This window comes from Rahnella sp. AA, assembly GCF_002834385.1.
In the GTDB taxonomy this organism is placed as follows: Bacteria; Pseudomonadota; Gammaproteobacteria; order Enterobacterales; family Enterobacteriaceae; genus Rahnella.
The window spans coordinates 13522-31549 of sequence record NZ_PITQ01000008.1 but is presented as its reverse complement, the minus strand read 5'-3'; the positions used below and the strand labels follow the sequence as shown (position 1 = coordinate 31549).

The window sequence follows — 18028 nt, the reverse complement described above, 5'->3', positions numbered from 1 at the left end:
ATTTCATCTTTTTTAGTAAAAATACGATCAAAACCAATGGCTTGCGATCATTCCTTTGCGAGTTCAATAATGCGTAGCCCGACAGGAAATCCTGTTTTTAGCGCTTTTTTTTGCATATTTTCTTCAGGGTAATCACACGGCGTTATCTTTATTAATTAAGCAACATAAAAGAAAAGGACCTTTACGATGAAAGGTAAATACCTTGCATTACGTCTCTGTGTTATCGGCGGAGTTTTAATTTCCTCCAGCGTTTTTGCATCAGATGGCACAATTAATTTTACCGGCACCGTGACAGAAACGGCCTGTACCGTTTCGTCTTCAACGGTTGCGGTGGCATTTGGCACCATTGCGTCCAGTTCATTTTCAGCAGCCGGTGATGTCGCCGCGCCAACACAATTTGCCATTTCCCTGACGGATTGCCCGGCCAGTGTGACCAGTGCAACGGTGAAATTTGACGGTACTGCAGATACCACCAACAGCAGCCTGCTGGCATTGGGAAGTAGCAGTACGGCCGCAGGTCTGGGGGTCGCGATCTATGACAACACCGGAACCCTCGTACCGGCGGCAACGGCTTCCAGTGCTTACACGCTGGCGACAGGTTCCAACTCACTGGATTTTGTGGCCCGCCTGATGTCGACTTCTGCCACCATCACCGCCGGTACGGTGGCGACATCAACGGATTTCACCATCGCCTACGATTAATACTGACGTTTAAAAATAGCGCTTAAGCGCAATACGTTCAGGGAGAACGCAGAGACACGGAGGTCTTTTATGAATTGTCATCACCGGGGAATTGTATGTTTCGCCTTCTTCTTGCCGCCTGCCTGCTCTGCACGACAGGCCTTTCTTATGCCGGTTTAACGTTAGGTGCTACGCGGATTATTTATGCAGGGGATGGTCGTGAAGCCAGTATCAGCCTGCTCAATAGTGATACTGACCGTCCTTATCTGGTTCAGTCGTGGATTGACAGTTACCCGCTGCCCGGTGCGGTGCCGATAAAACCAGGGCTGAACCCTTTTATTATTACGCCGCCGATTTTTAAATTACCGGCCAGCAGCCAGAACATCATCCGCGTTGTGCGCGTGCGGGATGGCCTGGCGCAGGATCGCGAAAGCCTGTTCCGGCTGAATGTGAATGCGATCCCGGCGACGGACAGCCAGCTGCAAAACCGGATGCTGATTGCGACCCGCAGTGAGCTAAAGCTGATTTACCGCCCGGAAGGGCTGAATGTGCAGGACGCGCTCAGTGCCTATCAGAAACTGAAACTTTCCCCCCGCGGACAGGGTGTGCAGATCGACAACCCGACGCCGTACTTCGTCAATTTAGGTGAACTGAATATTGATGGCGAAAATATTCTGCATCCGGGCGTAATCCCGCCTTTCAGCTCACGGCTGATTGCGGCTTCACACCAGGATATTCACCGTGTCAGCCTGAAAGCTATCAATGATTATGGTGGCCTGACGGCCCGGCGTACCGATCAGTTCTGATGATGACGAAAGGCCGTGGGCACAACATATTTCCTGCTGTGGTCACGGCCGGATGTTTGCTGAAGATGATCCTCCAGCCGGTGTGTGCTGCGCTTTATTTTGACCCCAGCGCCATTCATCTCTCTGGCGAACAGCAACAGCAAATCAATCTGGCCGAACTGATCCAACCGGGGGCGCAGGTTCCGGGGGTTTATCAGGTCAAAGTCAGGGTGAATCAGCATGAAAAATTCGATCGCAGTATCGCGTTTGTTAACTGCGGGGCGAAACTTTGCCCGATGCTCGACCGCCAGATTTTACAGGATGCGGGCGTCAGCCTGAGCGCTGCGCCCGCGCTCGCCGCGCTCAGGCCGGGAGAGTCGTTTACCGACCTTACGCGCTATGTTCCGGGGGCGGTGGCCACACTGGATTTCAGCAATATGCGGCTGGATTTATCGCTGCCGCAGGCCATGCTGGCGCAGCAGGTGAGAGGGGATATCCCGGTGCAGCGCTGGGATGACGGTATTCCTGCGTTGTTTGTAAATTACAGTGCCAGCGGTGCGCAAAGTGAAACGGCAGGGGTGAATACCCGCAGTGATTATCTCAACCTGCGCAGCGGGCTCAATCTGGGCCCCTGGCGGTTACGGAATAACGGCTATTACAACCATGTTCAGGGCGAAAACGGGAGCTGGACGACAGTGAATACTTTGCTTGAACGCGATGTGCGTCAGTGGCGTTCACATCTGGTGCTCGGGCAATCCTCTACGCCGGGGCTGGTGTTTGACAGCATCGGTTTTCAGGGGGCACAGCTGGCTTCGGATGTTGCAATGTTGGCCGAAAGTCAGCAGGGGTTTGCCCCGGTGATCCGTGGCGTCGCGCTGACTAACGCCCAGGTGATGGTTCGCCAGAAAAACATCCTGATCTATCAGACGTATGTGCCCGCCGGTCCTTTTACGATTTCCGATTTGTACCCCACGTCGGCCAGCGGTGATCTCCAGGTCGAAATTCATGAAGAAAACGGCAGCGTCCGGACTTTTATTCAGCCTTTTTCCGCTGCGCCGATGATGGTGCGGGCCGGTCAGTTTCAGTATTCGCTGACTGCCGGGCAATACCGTCAGGCCACGAATACTGTCCATACGGCACAATTTGCGGATGCGGAGTGGCTGTACGGCTGGCTCAATGCCACCACGCTTTACGGCGGCACGATTATCTCACCGGATTATCACAGTGCTGCTCTCGGCATCGGTCAGGGGCTGGGCATTCTCGGCGCACTCTCGTTCGATGCAACCCAGGCACAGTCGGTGTTTGCGCATAATCTGGTCCGTCGCGGTCAGTCTTATCAGCTTCGCTATAACAAAAGTCTGGCGGCGACTGACACTAATTTTACGCTGGCGGCTTACCGTTTTTCGACCGGCGGTTATTACAGCTTCAATGATGCCAGCGAGTACTGGAGCACGCCGCAAGCGAACTGGGCATCTGCTGCCAAAAATCGCTTCCAGATGACGGTCAGCCAGTCATTTGGCGTGGCGGGCAGCCTCTCGCTCAATGCTTATCAGCAAGATTACTGGTCAAATCAAACCACCCGAACCTGGAGTGGCAGCTACAACCTCAATGTCGGTGGGATCGGTCTTGGCCTGAATTACAGCAACAGCCAGACATCCCGCGACAGTACGCCGGACAAAGTGGTCTCGCTGGATGTCACCGTTCCGCTGAGTGCTTTTATGCACAACGGCCTGAGCAACAGCATGGTGACGTACAGCCAGTCCCGCGCCAGCGACGGGCAGATGACCTCCCGTGCGACTCTCGCCGGAACGTTATTAAAAGACAATCAGCTTAACTACTCGCTGGCGCAATCCGCCAGCCAGGCCGGGCAGGGGGAAAGCCGTGCTGCCGGAAGCCAGAATACCAGCGGCTCGTTACGCTATACCGGTTCTGCCGGTGTTTTCAACGTCGGGTACTCAGAGTATTACGGCGTCAGTCGCCGGCTGAATTACGGTGCGCAGGGGGCTGTTGTTTTACATTCTCATGGCGTGACGTTGTCACAAAATCTCAGCGAAGACGGTGCCAGTGCGCTGGTGCAGGCACCCGGTGCCGGTGATGTAAAGATTAAGAATCAGACCGGCGTGTATACCGATTCACGCGGCTATGCCGTGGTGCCGTATCTGACGGGTTACCGTCGCAATCAGTTATCACTGGATACATCGACGCTGGCGCAGGACGTTGATCTCAGTTCACCGGTTGTGCGGGTTATCCCGTCGAAAGGGGCGATTGTGCTGGCCGATTACCAGACCCATGTTGGCCGCCGTGTCTATCTGACCCTGACCCATGTCGGTAAATCCTTACCTTTCGGCGCGGTCGTGAGCAGCAGCGACGGTGTGACCGGTATTGCCGACGATAACGGACAGGTATGGCTCACAGGCGTCAGCAGCCGCAGCCGTATTCGTGCCATATGGGGCGACAGCGCCGCTCAGCGCTGTCAGGCAGATCTCATTTTGCCGCCTGTCAACGCCAGCGATGGCATCACCCTCATGACACTTTCATGTTCATAGTTCTGCCCCGGAGACCCAGATGGCGCGTTGGTACATTTCTTTTTCATTGATGATGATGGCGCTGATGTCAGGGCCGGTATTTGCGGCATGTACACTGGCATCCGCAGCAACGGCAGGAACACTCAGCGTCAGTTTCGGTAATATTACCGTTGATCCCGGAACCACTACGGCATCGGTGCTGGATTCGCAAACTTTTGACAGCAGCGCCAGCGCCTCCGCGATGGGTATCAGCAATACCGACACCCTGGTGACCTGCAGCGGGGCGGAATCGCTGGTCTGGGGCAACAGCGCTTACACAGCGATAAGCGGCACCAGCACCCATGGTTTCCTGAAAACGGGAATCGATAATTTATACCTGTATTTTGCGACGGACGGCGGCACGTTGTCCGGTTTGTACTATCCGACGTCATCGGCGGGCAACGCGACCGTGGCGGTCAGTGATATCAATAGTGGCGCGCCCCGCTGGCTGGACATCGGCTCCATGACGGTATCCCTTTATCAGAATGGCAGAATTACTCAGGGTGGCACCGTCAGTGGCGGATTGCTGTCGTCATGGCAAACCAGCGACAGCGTGTCCTTACTCAATGTTTATCTCAACGGTTTTACGGTCACCGTTCCGTCATGTACCGTCAGCACCTCTACGGTGAACGTGGCGCTCGGCACGGTGAACAAATCGCAATTTAGCGGGGCGGGAAGCACGGCGGGTGAAACGGATTTCGACGTAGTGCTCAATTGCCAGTCAGGGATTACGCCCGCCGTCACCTTTACCGGTACTGCTGACAGCAGCGGTGCGACCGGTGTGCTGGCACTGAATGAGGCGTCAGATACGACGGTGGCGACCGGCGTTGGCGTACAACTGCTCTACAATAATTCGCCGGTCGCGCTCGGTTCCGCGATAAATTTGGGTACCACCACCGCGGAGGGCGACGTAACGTTGTCTATGCAGGCCCGTTATTATCAGACAGCCAGCACAATCACCGCAGGGCAAGCCAATTCAACCGCTTATTACACCGTGAGTTATGAGTGATATTTACCTTTTGGCAACAGAATGCTCCTAAAATCCCCCCGGCTTTACGCCCCAAAACAGGGCACCGGTTGCTGCTAAAATATTCATTTCTGAAAATCCGCTCATCCCCCGTACAGCAAGGGCTGAACGCAGTCAGATGCCCTTACTTTTTCAAGCAAAATATTAGCTGAATGCATTCAATTTCTTGTACTCGGCTTGTGAATTTTACGTTAGCCTTAGGGTCGAAAAATTCTGAATACCGCGGGGACGGCATAGTGATGCGATGTCCTCTGATTTTTGCCCAGTATAGGAAACGATTCTGGCATGGAACGAAGAGCATTTATTAAAGCATCTATGGCATTCGCCGCCTGGTGTGGTGTGCCGGCTATGTCCACACTGTTCACCCGTTCCGCTGAGGCGGCAGAGGCGAATGTGGCAGACGGCGGCGAATTGCCATTTGATTTCAACGCGCTGCAAAAAATGGCGAAAGATTTGGCGGATAAGCCGTATGGTGGCGCACCACAGCCATTGCCTAAAACACTGGCCGAACTGACGCCGCAGGCGTACAACGCCATTCAGTACGATCATGCCCATTCGTTATGGAATGGTTTGCCCGATCGTCAGCTGGACGTCGAACTGTTCCACGTCGGTATGGGCTTCCGCCGCCGCGTACGGATGTATTCCGTCGATCCGGTGAAACATCTTGCCCGCGAAATCCACTTCCGCCCGGAACTGTTCAACTATCACGACGCAGGTGTGGATACAAAACAGCTTGAAGGCTTCTCGAACCTTGGCTTTGCCGGGTTCAAAGTCAACAAAGCCCCGGAACTGACGCGCCGCGACGTGGTGTCATTCCTCGGTGCCAGCTATTTCCGTGCGGTGGATGATACTTATCAGTACGGTTTGTCAGCCCGTGGCGTGGCGGTGGATACCTTCACCGATCAGCCGGAAGAGTTTCCTGACTTCACGGCATTCTGGTTCGATACGCCTAAGCCGGGTGATACCACGTTCACGGTTTATGCCCTGCTCGACAGCATGAGCATCACGGGTGCCTACAAATTCCTGATCCACTGCGAACCGACCCGCGTTGTCATGGAGATTGAAAACCATCTGCATGCCCGTGAGGACATCAAACAGCTGGGCATTTCACCGATGACCAGCATGTTCAGCTGTGGTACCAACGAACGTGGCCGCTGTGACACCATTCATCCGCAAATCCACGATTCAGACCGCCTGGAAATGTGGACCGGCACCGGCGAGTGGATTTGCCGTCCGCTGAACAATCCGCAGCGCCTGCAGTTCAACGCTTTCAGTGATAACAACCCGAAAGGTTTTGGCTTGTTACAGCTCGATCATGATTTCGACAATTATCAGGATGTCATCGGCTGGTACAACAAGCGCCCGAGCCTGTGGGTGGAACCCGTCGGTGACTGGGGGAAAGGGGCGGTCAGCCTGATGGAAATCCCGACCACAGGCGAAACGCTCGATAACGTGGTGTGCTTCTGGCAGCCAGAGCAACCGGTTAAATCCGGTGCTGAATTCAGTTTCAGCTATAAGCTGTACTGGAGTTCAGAGCCGCCTCACCGCAGCCCGCTGGCCAATGTGCTGGCGACGCGCACCGGCATGGGGGGCTTCCCGGAAGGCTGGGCACCGGGTGAAAACTATCCTCAGGTATGGGCACGTCGTTTCGCCATTGATTTTACCGGCGGCGAGTTGAAAGCCTTTGCCGATAAAGGCATCGAGCCGGTGATTAACGTTTCGGCGGGTAAGATCAAGAACATCGAAATTCTGTACGTACAGCCTTTCGATGGTTACCGCATTCTGTTCGACTGGTATCCGGACAGCGATTCTGTCGCACCGGTAGAGTTGCGCATGTTCCTGCGTTCCGGTCAGAAAGCGTTGTCGGAAACCTGGCTGTACCAGTATTTCCCACCAGCGCCGGACAAGAGAAAGTACGTTGATGATCGTCAGATGACGAAATAATCCTCTTCATCATTCAGGCCGCAGGGGTGTTGGCTGCACCCGTTCACCCGAATCACTGACTTATGTCAGCTCATCGGGGTTCGATCGCTTGCCGCCTACCTGCAACCTGAATGATTTTGAGGATCGAAAGATCAGAAAAACAAAAAGCCCCGATTCGTCGGGGCTTTTGCTTTCTTACTTTTTTTATCTGTCATTTGCAGGTGAACCAGACACAGGATCTTGCAAAATACTTCAACGGGTAAAGCAAGGGTAACGCACGGCACATCAACTGATGAAGGCCAGGATGGCAATCAAAACGCCTTCACCAGCATTCCGTTTTGCGGTTGTTGCTGAGGATTTCTCAGCGCCGCGTCGAAGGATCTCTCGATCTCTTTCAACTGTTGTAAGAATTCTTGTGGCGAGAAATCGTGTGATTTGCCGCTCATGTAGGCCAGGGCCAGTTCTTTGGCGTTGTAACGCTGGAAGTTATACATGCTGTCAGTTCCTTATTAATCGAAGAAATATTAATGGGATGGCGAACAGCGAGCTGGCTTATAACCACTGCTTACGACGTGCTGCCAATGCAATGCATTCTACGGAAAAGATTGATTAGTGAAAGTTGGTGTTGTTTATGCATTCAATAGTTAAAACCTAACTTAACAAAGGGGATTGATTACAAAACTGAATAGTCATTTCGGGTGATTAATCCATCATCGGGATATCTGGTGTGGCGAAAACGTCATCCTGAGAAAAGATAAAATTTCTTTGCGAGTCATGCTGTTAATGTGAAGTAAAAGGGTTGGGCTTCCTGCGTTGCTGCGGTACCCTCAGGGGAGTTATCCACGGTTCATTATCAACGAAAAGAGGTTTTTATCATGAGTAAATTTATCTTCTCTTCGCCAAGAAAATACGTCCAGGGCAGCGGTGTTCTGGATGAGTTGGGTGATTATCTGCCAGCACTGGGCGGGAAATCATTTCTGATAGCTGATGATATCGTTTGGGGAATTATCGGCGACCGCGTGAAGGCGTCCCTGAAAAAAGCCCAGGTTGAATTCCATTACGAACGTTTTAACGGCGAAGCCTCTGCCAACGAAATTACCCGTCTGGCGGCAATTGCCCGTGAGGCCGGAACGCACGTCGTAGTCGGTCTGGGCGGCGGTAAAACGCTTGATACCGTCAAAGCCATTGCCGATGAACTGAAACAGAATGTAGTGATTGTGCCGACGGTGGCGTCCACGGATGCGCCGTGCAGCGCGCTGTCGGTGATCTATTCTGACAACGGCGTTTTTGAGTCCTACCGTTTCTACAACAAAAACCCGGATCTGGTGCTGGTCGATACCCACGTTTGCGCGCAGGCCCCGGTTCGTCTGTTTGCATCCGGCATTGCCGACGGTCTGGCGACCTTTGTGGAAGCACAGGCCGTGCTGCGTTCCCATTCGCAATCCATGGTCGGCGGTGACCCGACCATTGCCGGGATGGCGATTGCTGAAGCCTGTGAGAAAACGCTGCTGACGTACGGCTACAGCGCGTACACGGCGGTTGAGCAGAAACTGGTGACGCCGGCGGTGGAAGCCGTGGTGGAAGCCAACACGCTGCTTTCTGGCCTCGGTTTTGAAAACGCTGGTCTGGCGGGGGCACATGCCATCCATAACGGTTTCACGGCAATTACCGGTGATATTCATCACCTGACGCACGGTGAAAAAGTGGCGTACGGCACGCTGACGCAGATGGTGCTTGAGCAGCGCCCGGACGAAGAAATCGCGCGTTACGTGCGTTTCTACCGTTCCATCAAAATGCCGACCACGCTGAAAGAAATGCATCTGGAAAACGAATCGTTCGCCAGCCTGGTGAAAATCGGTGCGCTGGCAGGCGGCGAGGGCGATACGCTCGGCAACCTGAACCACAACCTGTCTGCTGAAGATGTCGCTAATGCGATTCTGGCCGTGGACGCGTTCAGTAAAACCGTGAAGTAAGATTACGCAAAGCCAAAAGGCCGGTTATCCGGCCTTTTTTACGCGCTGTTTTTACCGCTAAACCCGCGCCATCACCCACGGAATGGCCACCGGAAGTTGTGACAGCAGATACAGCATCAGCCCGATAAACGCGCCAACCAGCGTGCCGTTGATGCGGATAAACTGTAAGTCCTTTCCGATGTTCAGCTCGATTTGCCGCGACATATCCCGCGGATCCCAGCCTTTAACCGTGTCGCTGATGTGGCGCGTCAGGAACTGCGCGAAGTCAGGTGCCAGTTTCTCCGCAATGGTTTCCATTTGCTGGTTCAGCGAAAGCCGTAGTTTTTCGTCCTGCGCCAGCGCATTCCCCAGCCACTGGCCGGATTCCGTGACTTTAGCAAACACCCGTGAATCGTCGCTTTCCAGGTCCTCTTTCAGCCAGTTGCGCATATCGCCCCACAACTGCAAGACATAAATGTTCAGCTTTTCGTCATCCTTCAGGTACTGCTTGATGTCTTCAGCCTTTTGCGCGGTTTCAGGGTCGTTCTGCAACTTCCAGATAAAGTTCTGCACCGACCGGTCAAACCCTTTGCGGAAGGCGTGGGTTTTATCGTTGCCCATATCATCGAGCACGGAGTTTACCGCGTTCGACACCAGATCGGCCCCGTTGCGCCCCAGCCAGCCGGTCGGTAAAAGTTTGGCGGTCAGCGGGTGTTCGCGTTTCATCCAGCCGACAATTTGCGCCGAGATGAATTGCCGCGTGCTGTCTTTGGCCAGCAGAATTTCCAGCTGATCCATCGCCTGATCCAGCAACTCCTGATGGCGTCCGCCTTTGGTCAGGCTTTCCAGCAGTGTGGCAATTGAGGCCGACAGGTCGATTTTATCGATGACGCGGTACAGTGCGCGGCGGATAAGTTGCGCGATGCGCTGGTCGTCGGTGACATCCAGAAAACCCCGGATCATCTTCACCGCGTATTTCGCGAAACGCTGTGCGTTATCCGGCGCGTTCAGCCAGTCGGTGAGCATTCGCGCAGGGTCGTGCTGGCGGATCAGTGCGATCAGCGTGGCGGGTGCGAGAAACTTCTCCTGTACAAACACCGCCAGATTGTCGGCAATTTTGTCTTTGTTTTTGGGAATAATGGCCGTATGGGATGCCACAAACGGCACCGGCACGCGGCGAAACAGCGCCACGACGGCGAACCAGTCCGCCATTGCGCCGACCATCGCGGCTTCGGATATGGCTTTCAGGCCGGAAACCCAAAAATTTGGCGGCAGGAAAAGGGTGATAACAAACAGGGCTGCGGCAATCAGCAGCAGCCCGAGCGCGTTTCGTTTACTTCGGCGAAGTTCTTGTTCTTTATCCATTACCTCAGTTTAGGAAGCGTCAGGCTGGCTGTCAGCTTTTTTCTTGTCTGCGGCTTTTTTTAGGAATGCGGCAGAATGCGCGGCGACCAGTTGCCGGAATGCGCTCAGTGCGGGCGTATCGCTGTCCTGCCGCCAGGCCATATAGATTTCAGCAATGGCATCAGGATGGCTGAGTGGACGAAATTCCAGGCCGGGAAACCCCAGATGCCGTGCACTGTCCGGCACAATCGCCAGCCCGACACCGGCCCGCACCAGCCCGAGAATGGTGTGTGTCTGGCTGCAGTGCTGGACGTAGTGCGGCACGACGTTAGCCCCGGCAAAAAGCCCCGCCACGCAGTCATAAAAATATTTACCCTCGGTTGCGGAATACATGATGAATGGCAATCCTGCGAAATCACGCAAGCGCAGCCGGGCTTTGGCCGCCAGCGGCGATGCGGGCGGCAGGGCAACGCATAACGGCTCACGCAACACGCGCTGATAAGTCAGCGGGAACAGCGGCACCGGCTGGCGGACAAAGCCGATATCCAGCGTGCGGGCAGCGAGTGCCTGAAGCTGCGCGGAAGAGACCATTTCTTTCAGGATCAGGGTGATGTCGGGCAGTTTTTGCGTTGCCAGCGCAATAATCTGCGGGATTTGCCAGTAACCGCTGACCGCCGTGAACCCCATCATCAGGCGTCCCATCTCGCCTTTTTCGACCCGTTTAACCGTCGCCTGAGCCTGCTCAGAGAATTCGAGGATCAGCCGCGCGTCACGCAAAAATGTCCTGCCGGGATCTGTCAGGCTGACATGCCGGTTAGTCCGCTCCAGCAGACAGACGCCGAGCGCATGTTCGAGCAACTGAATCTGACGGCTCAGCGGTGGCTGTGTCATAAACAACCGTTTGGCCGCACGACCGAAATGTAATTCCTCGGCGACGGCAACAAAACAACGCAGCTGGTTAAGTTCAATCATTCAATTTTTAACTTGTTCCATTGTTTATTTAACTTAGACCGTATCGTCAGATGTTTCTACTCTGTTAATTAATTTGGATTTTTTAGATCTGAATGGCGTGGCCGAAATGCAAAAAAAATGTGCATTCGATCACAAAAGGCAGGGAATGCAATCACAAGTCTGGAGAGAAAACATGACGTCCCCTACAGATGTGTCAGATAGCCAGAAACCGGTGATCCGGGAATCTGCGGCAGAACAGGCCAGACCCGGTCATTTTCGTTACGTCGTCCTCGGGATGATTTTTGCAATCACGGTCATCAACTACGCCGACCGCGCCACGCTGTCGATTGCCGGCACGGAAGTATCCCGGGTGCTCAGCCTCGATCCGGTGATGCTCGGCATGGTGTTCTCTGCGTTTGCGTGGGCTTACATGATTGGTCAGATCCCCGGCGGCTGGCTGCTGGATAAGTTTGGCGCACGGCGTGTTTACGGGTGCAGCCTGGTGTTGTGGTCGGTGTTTACGATGTTACAGGGTACCGTGGGCTGGTTTGGCGTCAGCGGGATTTCTGCTGCCATTATGCTGTTCTTCCTGCGGTTTATGCTCGGGCTGGTGGAGTCACCGGCGTTTCCGGCCAATGCCCGCATCGTCGCCTGCTGGTTCCCGACCCACGAACGCGGAACCGCTACCTCGCTGTTTAACTCCGCGCAGTACATGGCGATTGGCGTGTTTACGCCGATTATGGCGTGGCTCACGCACGCGCTGGGCTGGGAGCACGTTTTCCTGTGGATGGGCGCGGTGGGGCTGATTGCGGGGATTGCGTGGTTTGCCTTTTATAAAGAACCTCACAGCAGCCCGTACATCAAACCTGCTGAGCTTGAGCATATTCGGGCCAACGGGGCGCTGGTCGATCTGGAGCTTAACCGCCGCGCATCACGACAGAAATTCACCTTCCGCGAAGTGATGCAGCTATTCCAGAGCCGTACGCTATGGGGCATTTATATCGGGCAATACTGCATCACCTCAATGAGCTATTTCTTCATGACCTGGTTTCCGATTTACCTGATCAAAGGACGCGGAATGACGGTGATGCAGGCGGGCTGGGTGGTGGCGTTACCGGCGATTTGCGGTTTCACCGGCGGCGTGCTGGGCGGCGTGATGTCGGATTACATGATCCGTCGCGGCGTCAGCCCGTCTAAAGCCCGTAAAACCCCGTTCGTGCTGGGGATGTTTTTTGCCGCCATGCTGGCGATGGCGAATTTTGTGTCCACGGACGCGGCAGTGATTGCGTTGATGACGCTGGCCTTCTTCGGCAAAGGGCTTTCGGCGATTGGCTGGGCGGTGATGTCGGATACCGCGCCGGAAAAAATGATCGGCCTCAGCGGGGGCGTCTTCAACTGTCTGGGCAACGTCGCGGGGATTATCACACCGGTAGTGATTGGCTATATCGTCGCCGTCACCGGTTCCTTTAACTATGCGCTGTGGTTTGTCGGCGCCCACGGTCTGCTCGGCATGTTTGGCTATCTGGTGGTCGCCGGAAAATTCGAACGCATGGTGATCCGCCCGGAACCGCGTCTAAAATGAGAATTGTTCTTGATATGACAAGGTGTGTCATTAAACTGCGTGCAGCATTATTCCCCTGCATTCAGAATGAGACCAATTCATGGAGTTGTTACGCGTTGTCTTTAAACAATATCGCTGGCCGTTTTTAGGTGTGATGGCGCTGAGTCTGCTCAGCGCCGTACTGGGCATTGGCCTGATTGCGTTCATCAATCTTAAGCTGATTGAAACCACGCAGGGTTCGCTGATGGTTCTGCCGCAGTTTCTCGGATTATTACTGCTGCTGATGGCTGTTACGCTCGGCTCACAGCTGGCGCTCACCGTGCTCGGCCACCACTTTATCTACCGCCTGCGCGGGCAATTCATCAAACGCATTTTAGATACCGATATCGAACGCATCGAGCAAATCGGTAACGTGCAACTGCTCGCCAGCCTCGGCAGCGATATCCGCAATATCACGCTGGCCTTCGTGCGTTTGCCTGAGCTGGTGCAGGGCATCATTCTGACCATCGGCTGCGCGGGTTATCTGGCCTGGCTTTCCCCGGAAATGCTGCTGGTCACCGTCATCTGGCTGCTGATCACCATTTTTGGCGGTTTCAAACTGGTGTCTCACGTGTACAGCCATCTGGCGAAAGTCCGCGACGCCGAAGACAAGCTGCAAACGGATTATCAGAAAGTGATAGAAGGGCGCAAGGAGCTGGCGCTGAACCGCGAGCGTGCGCGTCATCTGTTTGACGATGTCTACCGCAAGGACGCCGAAGAATACCGCCATCACATTATCCGTGCCGATACCTTCCATCTCAGCGCCGTGAACTGGTCGAATATCATGATGCTGGGCGCCATTGGCCTGGTGTTCTTTATGGCGAACACGCTCGGCTGGTCAAATACCGACGTCGCCGCCACTTATTCCCTGACGCTGCTGTTCCTGCGTACGCCAATGTTACAAGCCGTCGGCGCACTGCCGACTTTACTGAGCGCACAGGTGGCTTTCGGCAAGCTGAAAGCACTGAAACTGGCGGATTATCAGGAAGACTTCGCGCCTGCGCAGATTGCGCAAAAATGGCAGACTCTCGAATTACGCGATCTGACGTTCAGCTACGGTGGAAAAGAAGACGGCGCAGGCTTTGGCGTCGGGCCGCTGAATCTCACTATTTCCCGTGGCGAACTGGTCTTCCTGATTGGCGGCAACGGCAGCGGGAAATCGACAATGGCGATGCTGCTGACCGGCCTGTATCAGCCGCGCTCCGGGCAAATCCTGCTGGACGGTGTGGCGGTCACGGCGGAAAACGCCGAACAGTATCGCCAGCTTTTCTCGGCGGTCTTTACCGATTTCCACTTGTTCGGACAGCTTATCGGCCCGCAGGGCAAACAGCCGGATCCGCTGCTGGTGGAAGACTGGCTGCAACGCCTGAACATGAAAGAAAAACTCCGCTTCACCGGCAACGAAGTGACCAATCTTCAGCTTTCCGCCGGGCAGCGTAAACGCGTGGCCTTACTGCTGGCGGCGGCCGAAGGGCGCGATTTCCTGCTGCTTGACGAATGGGCGGCCGATCAGGATCCGCAATTCCGCCGGACCTTCTACCGCGAGTTGTTGCCACAATTGCGCGATATGGGTAAAACCGTGCTGGCAATCAGCCACGATGATCACTATTTTGAACACGCCGATCGTTTGCTGGAAATGCGTCAGGGCAAACTGAAAGAACTGCACGGGCAGGAGCGCACCGACGCCAGCCGTGATGCGGTCGCACAAATTGGCCTTTAACCGTTTATAAAAAGGAACAGGAATGAGCTGGACTGAAGGGGTGGTGTGGGGTGTCAGTGCCGTCATATTGGGCTTACTGATCGGGTTGCTGCACAAAAAAGGCATGTTAAGCCGCGTGCCTGCGGTGATCCTGTTCCTGGTGTTGTTTATCGGTGGCAATCTGCTGTGGAGTGCGGTGGTAAAACCGCATCTTGCCAGCAACAGCGAAGAGCAAAAGGTCGATCAGGCGCTGTCTGAGCTGCCGCTCTATAACACCATCAAAACGCAGGAACCGGCGCTGTACGCGCAGATCCGCAGCAATATTCTCAAGCTTCGTAAAGAAGGTAAATCACAGCAGGACGCCATTAATACGGTGAAACCGATGGTCTCTGTATTGCTCACGCAGCGCATCAGCCATGCGCCGGATGCCAACGTCAACGACGCAATGCAGGTGAATCTTGAAGAAATGCAGACCTTACAGGCGCGTAAAGATGGCAGCTGTTTTAAGTTTCTGTATCCGCAGGTCAGCGGTGGGATTAATACCGCACAACTCTTGCCACCAGAGTTGTTCCGCAAAGATCTCAATACCATGAATGATTTACTGCTGGTGACCGGCAGCGGGCAGAGCGAACAACCTGCGGCAGTCAGCACAGAAAAAGTGGTACAGATGATGGCACCGGTGCGTGAAGCGCTGGCGAATATGTACGGCGAGCAGTTGCAGATGTTCAGCGACCTGACCAAACCGGACGTCGATCGCGAGAAAGTTTGCGAGATTTCCATCAGCCTGTATTCCGGTATTCTTGCGCTGCAACCGGCAGACTCGGCGGCAATTCTGCGCCAGATGCTGGGGGCAAAACCCTAATCTTCCCGGCGGGCTGCGCGTCTGAACGTGCGGCCCGCCGCGGCATAACGGCAACATAACAGACAATCCCTACTATTCTTCTTAACAGGAAAGGGTATCCTTACGCCGTTCTTCTCAAACACTCTTGTTTTGTAAAAATAATGAACTTCCGGAACCCTCTTTCTATGCAAAAAATGTTAAGAGTGCCGTTATTACTGGCATTATTGTCGTGTCTGCTGATGACGCCGTTACTGAGCCAGGCGGATGACAGCACGGGGCAAACAGCCGCCGCACAGCCGGCCAAAGTCAACGCCAGCACGGCACTGCCTGCGCTGCAAAAACGTCTCGATCAGCTCAAGCAGCAGGTTTCCACCTCGAAAACCGATAAAAAATTCACCGGCCTGACCGATGCCGCACAAACGCTGGCCGAAGACGCCGATAAACTGGCCGCCGCACTGACGCCAGAGCTGGCGCAGGTTCAGGCTCAGCTTGACGTTCTCGGTCCGGCACCGGCACCGGGTACGCTGACTGAAACGCCGCAGGTGATCAGCCAGCGTAATAAACTCAACAGCAGCAAAACCCTTCTCACCACGCAGATTGAACAGACCAAAGCCATTGCGGTGGGAGCGCGTAACCTGTCCTCACAGATCTCCGGGCTGCGTCGTGATGCGCTGAAAACCCAGATTGCCCTGAACACCGGCAGTATTTTGGGCGGGAACTTCTGGGCGCCGCTGTTCACCCCTAATGACGACGACTCTGCACGCTTTAGTGATTTTGGTTCGCAGGTCAGCGATGCCTGGGGGCAGGCGTGGAGCGCGGAATGGCGTATCGGCTCGGGCATTTATCTGTTGCTGGCGCTGGCGCTGGGCATTTTCGGCCGCCGCCTGCTCGATAAACCGATGAACTGGATCCTGCCGCGCTGGTTGCCGCAGGGGCGTTTTCGCCGCAGTTTCCTCGCCTGTTTCACCACGCTGAGCACAACCCTGACGCTGGGGTTTAGCGTTCAGCTGATCGGGTATGTCTTTACCCGTCTGCCGGATACCTCTGCGTGGGTGAATGAATTCGCCCAGCAACTGGTCGAACTGACGTTTTTCTCCGCCCTGATCGCCGGGCTGGGGATTGCGCTGCTATCGAATAACCATCCGTCATGGCGTCTGCCGGGTATTGCCGACCCGCTGGCAAAAACGCTGGCTTCTTTCCCGGTGCTGCTGGCGACCTTTATTTTCCTGTTTGGTATTATCGAAGAGCTGAATAATCTGGTGGGTGCCAGCGTGTCCGCCACCTTATTTGGCAACGGTCTGGCGGCCTTGCTGGTGGCGCTGAACTGCCTGATTGCGCCGGTACGCGTCAACAGAATGCGCCGCAAAATGAAAGCCGACGGCGAGCACACTGAAGCCCGTTCCACGCTGGCCGGGTTAATCCATCTGGTCATCAGCATCACGGCGGTCATTATTTTGCTGGCGCTGCTGATTGGTTATATCCCGCTGGCTCGCTTCGTGACCTTTGAGCTGCTGTGGATTGGCCTGGTGCTGAGCTGTCTGTATCTGCTGATTCATTTCGTGGTGGATTTGTGTGAAAGCGTATTCGCGCCGGGCACCCACAGCGGCAAAATCATCAAAGGCACCCTGAGCGTCAATGACCGCCATCTGTCGCTGGCGGCTACGCTGTTCTCGGCGATCGGTAAAACTGCTTTGCTGCTGTTTGCCGCAGTCGCGCTGCTTAACGGCACTTTTGGCAGCACAACGCCGCTGGAATTACTGGCGAAAATTGTCGATATCTGGGGCGGTAAAGGCCTCGAAAGCGTCAATATTATTCCGGCGCACGCGGTGAATGCGGTGCTGTGTCTGGTGGTCGGCTGGTATGTTCTGCGTTCTGCCCGTCGCTGGCTGGATAATGATTTCCTGCCGAAAACCATGATGGATCGCGGGATGCGTGCCTCCCTGGTGACGCTGTTCACCAACGTCGGCTACGTGCTGATCATCCTGCTGACGCTGTCGTCGCTGGGTATCGAATGGAACAAACTGGCGTGGATCGTGAGCGCCTTGTCGGTCGGTATCGGTTTTGGTTTACAGGAGATTGTGAAGAACTTTATCTCCGGTCTGATCCTGCTGACCGAACGTCCGGTGAAAGTGGGCGACTTAATCAGTATCAGCGGTGTGGAAGGGGATATCCGCCGGATCAACGTCCGTGCAACCGAAATCCAGCTCAGCGACAAATCCACCGTGATTGTGCCGAACTCCCAGCTGATTTCTCAGAACGTGCGTAACGCCACCATGGGTAACGCGCAGGGCGTGGCGACTATCGCGCTGACATTCCCGCTCGACATCGACCCGGAGCAGGTTCGCAGTTTGCTGCTTGAAGCTTACAACGCGCACGAACAAATCCTCGATGCGCCTGCGGCGTCCGTCAGCTTTAAAGAGCTGGGCCCGACCGGCATCATCCTGAGCGTGACCGGCTACGTGAACAGCCCGCGTATTGTGAGTGCGACGCGAAGCGACTTGTTGTACGAAATTCTGAAGATGTTGCGTGATGCGGGGATCAGCCTGAGTCAGACCCAGACCATGGTCATTGAGAGACCCGGGAGTGGGAGGAACGCCCAAACAGAGGAGTCGTAAACTCTGTTTATTGGGCTCGCCGCCCAAACTGGCTTTCAAGTTCAAG

At 54.9% G+C, this 18028-nt stretch carries 13 protein-coding genes; 10 read left to right on the top strand and 3 right to left on the bottom strand.

What is annotated here, in order from left to right; translation table 11 throughout:
- The first annotated feature begins 186 nt into the window (after nucleotides 1–186).
- From CWS43_RS18475 to CWS43_RS18455, 5 genes are all read left to right on the top strand, one after another.
- A complete protein-coding gene (locus CWS43_RS18475) occupies nucleotides 187–702 on the top strand; it encodes a fimbrial protein (protein ID WP_101078555.1) in 516 nt (171 codons plus the stop codon).
- A 95-nt stretch (nucleotides 703–797) separates the two neighbouring features.
- The gene (locus CWS43_RS18470) at nucleotides 798–1487 is read left to right on the top strand and encodes a molecular chaperone (protein ID WP_101078554.1); all 690 of its coding nucleotides are present in this window, start codon (nucleotides 798–800) and stop codon (nucleotides 1485–1487) included.
- Nucleotides 1487–4012, top strand: coding sequence for a fimbria/pilus outer membrane usher protein (locus CWS43_RS18465; protein ID WP_101078553.1), 2526 nt, complete (start codon nucleotides 1487–1489; stop codon nucleotides 4010–4012). Before CWS43_RS18470 ends, CWS43_RS18465 begins: the two co-directional genes overlap by 1 nt.
- A gap of 19 nt (nucleotides 4013–4031) precedes the next feature.
- A complete protein-coding gene (locus CWS43_RS18460) occupies nucleotides 4032–5039 on the top strand; it encodes a fimbrial protein (RefSeq protein WP_101078552.1) in 1008 nt (335 codons plus the stop codon).
- 303 nt (nucleotides 5040–5342) lie between these two features.
- Nucleotides 5343–7001 carry a glucan biosynthesis protein D gene (locus CWS43_RS18455; RefSeq protein WP_101078551.1) on the top strand — a complete coding sequence of 553 codons (1659 nt, stop codon included), beginning with the start codon at nucleotides 5343–5345 and terminating at the stop codon, nucleotides 6999–7001.
- 290 nt (nucleotides 7002–7291) lie between these two features.
- Here CWS43_RS18455 and CWS43_RS18450 read toward each other — a convergent pair whose 3' ends face one another.
- Complete coding sequence (locus CWS43_RS18450) at nucleotides 7292–7474, bottom strand: hypothetical protein (RefSeq protein ID WP_101078550.1); 183 nt, start codon at nucleotides 7472–7474, stop codon at nucleotides 7292–7294.
- Nucleotides 7475–7855: 381 nt separating this feature from the next.
- Here CWS43_RS18450 and CWS43_RS18445 point away from each other — a divergent pair, with 381 nt between their 5' ends.
- Nucleotides 7856–8953, top strand: a complete 1098-nt coding sequence (locus tag CWS43_RS18445; RefSeq protein ID WP_101078549.1) for a glycerol dehydrogenase — start codon at nucleotides 7856–7858, stop codon at nucleotides 8951–8953.
- Nucleotides 8954–9010: 57 nt separating this feature from the next.
- Here CWS43_RS18445 and CWS43_RS18440 read toward each other — a convergent pair whose 3' ends face one another.
- Both CWS43_RS18440 and CWS43_RS18435 read right to left on the bottom strand, forming a co-directional pair.
- Nucleotides 9011–10297: a DUF445 domain-containing protein gene (locus CWS43_RS18440; RefSeq protein ID WP_101078548.1), complete on the bottom strand. Its 1287-nt coding sequence runs from the start codon at nucleotides 10295–10297 to the stop codon at nucleotides 9011–9013.
- A 9-nt stretch (nucleotides 10298–10306) separates the two neighbouring features.
- Nucleotides 10307–11248: a LysR family transcriptional regulator gene (locus tag CWS43_RS18435; protein ID WP_232777064.1), complete on the bottom strand. Its 942-nt coding sequence runs from the start codon at nucleotides 11246–11248 to the stop codon at nucleotides 10307–10309.
- 172 nt (nucleotides 11249–11420) lie between these two features.
- On the opposite strand from CWS43_RS18435, the gene CWS43_RS18430 reads away from it, so the two are divergent.
- From CWS43_RS18430 to CWS43_RS18415, 4 genes are all read left to right on the top strand, one after another.
- Complete coding sequence (locus CWS43_RS18430; protein ID WP_101078547.1) at nucleotides 11421–12809, top strand: MFS transporter; 1389 nt, start codon at nucleotides 11421–11423, stop codon at nucleotides 12807–12809.
- A 79-nt stretch (nucleotides 12810–12888) separates the two neighbouring features.
- Nucleotides 12889–14547 carry a multidrug ABC transporter permease/ATP-binding protein gene (locus tag CWS43_RS18425; protein ID WP_101078546.1) on the top strand — a complete coding sequence of 553 codons (1659 nt, stop codon included), beginning with the start codon at nucleotides 12889–12891 and terminating at the stop codon, nucleotides 14545–14547.
- A 22-nt stretch (nucleotides 14548–14569) separates the two neighbouring features.
- Nucleotides 14570–15388, top strand: coding sequence for a hypothetical protein (locus CWS43_RS18420; protein ID WP_101078545.1), 819 nt, complete (start codon nucleotides 14570–14572; stop codon nucleotides 15386–15388).
- Nucleotides 15389–15552: 164 nt separating this feature from the next.
- Nucleotides 15553–17982, top strand: a complete 2430-nt coding sequence (locus CWS43_RS18415; RefSeq protein WP_101078544.1) for a DUF3772 domain-containing protein — start codon at nucleotides 15553–15555, stop codon at nucleotides 17980–17982.
- The last annotated feature ends 46 nt before the right edge of the window (nucleotides 17983–18028 follow it).

What these genes read in the sequence shown, in the direction of transcription:
- CWS43_RS18475 (WP_101078555.1), top strand. Translation starts at nt 187, where the DNA reads ATGAAAGGTAAATACCTTGCATTACGTCTCTGTGTTATCGGCGGAGTT.
- CWS43_RS18470 (WP_101078554.1), top strand. Translation starts at nt 798, where the DNA reads ATGTTTCGCCTTCTTCTTGCCGCCTGCCTGCTCTGCACGACAGGCCTT.
- CWS43_RS18465 (WP_101078553.1), top strand. Translation starts at nt 1,487, where the DNA reads ATGATGACGAAAGGCCGTGGGCACAACATATTTCCTGCTGTGGTCACG.
- CWS43_RS18460 (WP_101078552.1), top strand. Translation starts at nt 4,032, where the DNA reads ATGGCGCGTTGGTACATTTCTTTTTCATTGATGATGATGGCGCTGATG.
- CWS43_RS18455 (WP_101078551.1), top strand. Translation starts at nt 5,343, where the DNA reads ATGGAACGAAGAGCATTTATTAAAGCATCTATGGCATTCGCCGCCTGG.
- CWS43_RS18450 (WP_101078550.1), bottom strand. Translation starts at nt 7,474, where the DNA reads ATGTATAACTTCCAGCGTTACAACGCCAAAGAACTGGCCCTGGCCTAC.
- CWS43_RS18445 (WP_101078549.1), top strand. Translation starts at nt 7,856, where the DNA reads ATGAGTAAATTTATCTTCTCTTCGCCAAGAAAATACGTCCAGGGCAGC.
- CWS43_RS18440 (WP_101078548.1), bottom strand. Translation starts at nt 10,297, where the DNA reads ATGGATAAAGAACAAGAACTTCGCCGAAGTAAACGAAACGCGCTCGGG.
- CWS43_RS18435 (WP_232777064.1), bottom strand. Translation starts at nt 11,248, where the DNA reads ATGATTGAACTTAACCAGCTGCGTTGTTTTGTTGCCGTCGCCGAGGAA.
- CWS43_RS18430 (WP_101078547.1), top strand. Translation starts at nt 11,421, where the DNA reads ATGACGTCCCCTACAGATGTGTCAGATAGCCAGAAACCGGTGATCCGG.
- CWS43_RS18425 (WP_101078546.1), top strand. Translation starts at nt 12,889, where the DNA reads ATGGAGTTGTTACGCGTTGTCTTTAAACAATATCGCTGGCCGTTTTTA.
- CWS43_RS18420 (WP_101078545.1), top strand. Translation starts at nt 14,570, where the DNA reads ATGAGCTGGACTGAAGGGGTGGTGTGGGGTGTCAGTGCCGTCATATTG.
- CWS43_RS18415 (WP_101078544.1), top strand. Translation starts at nt 15,553, where the DNA reads ATGCAAAAAATGTTAAGAGTGCCGTTATTACTGGCATTATTGTCGTGT.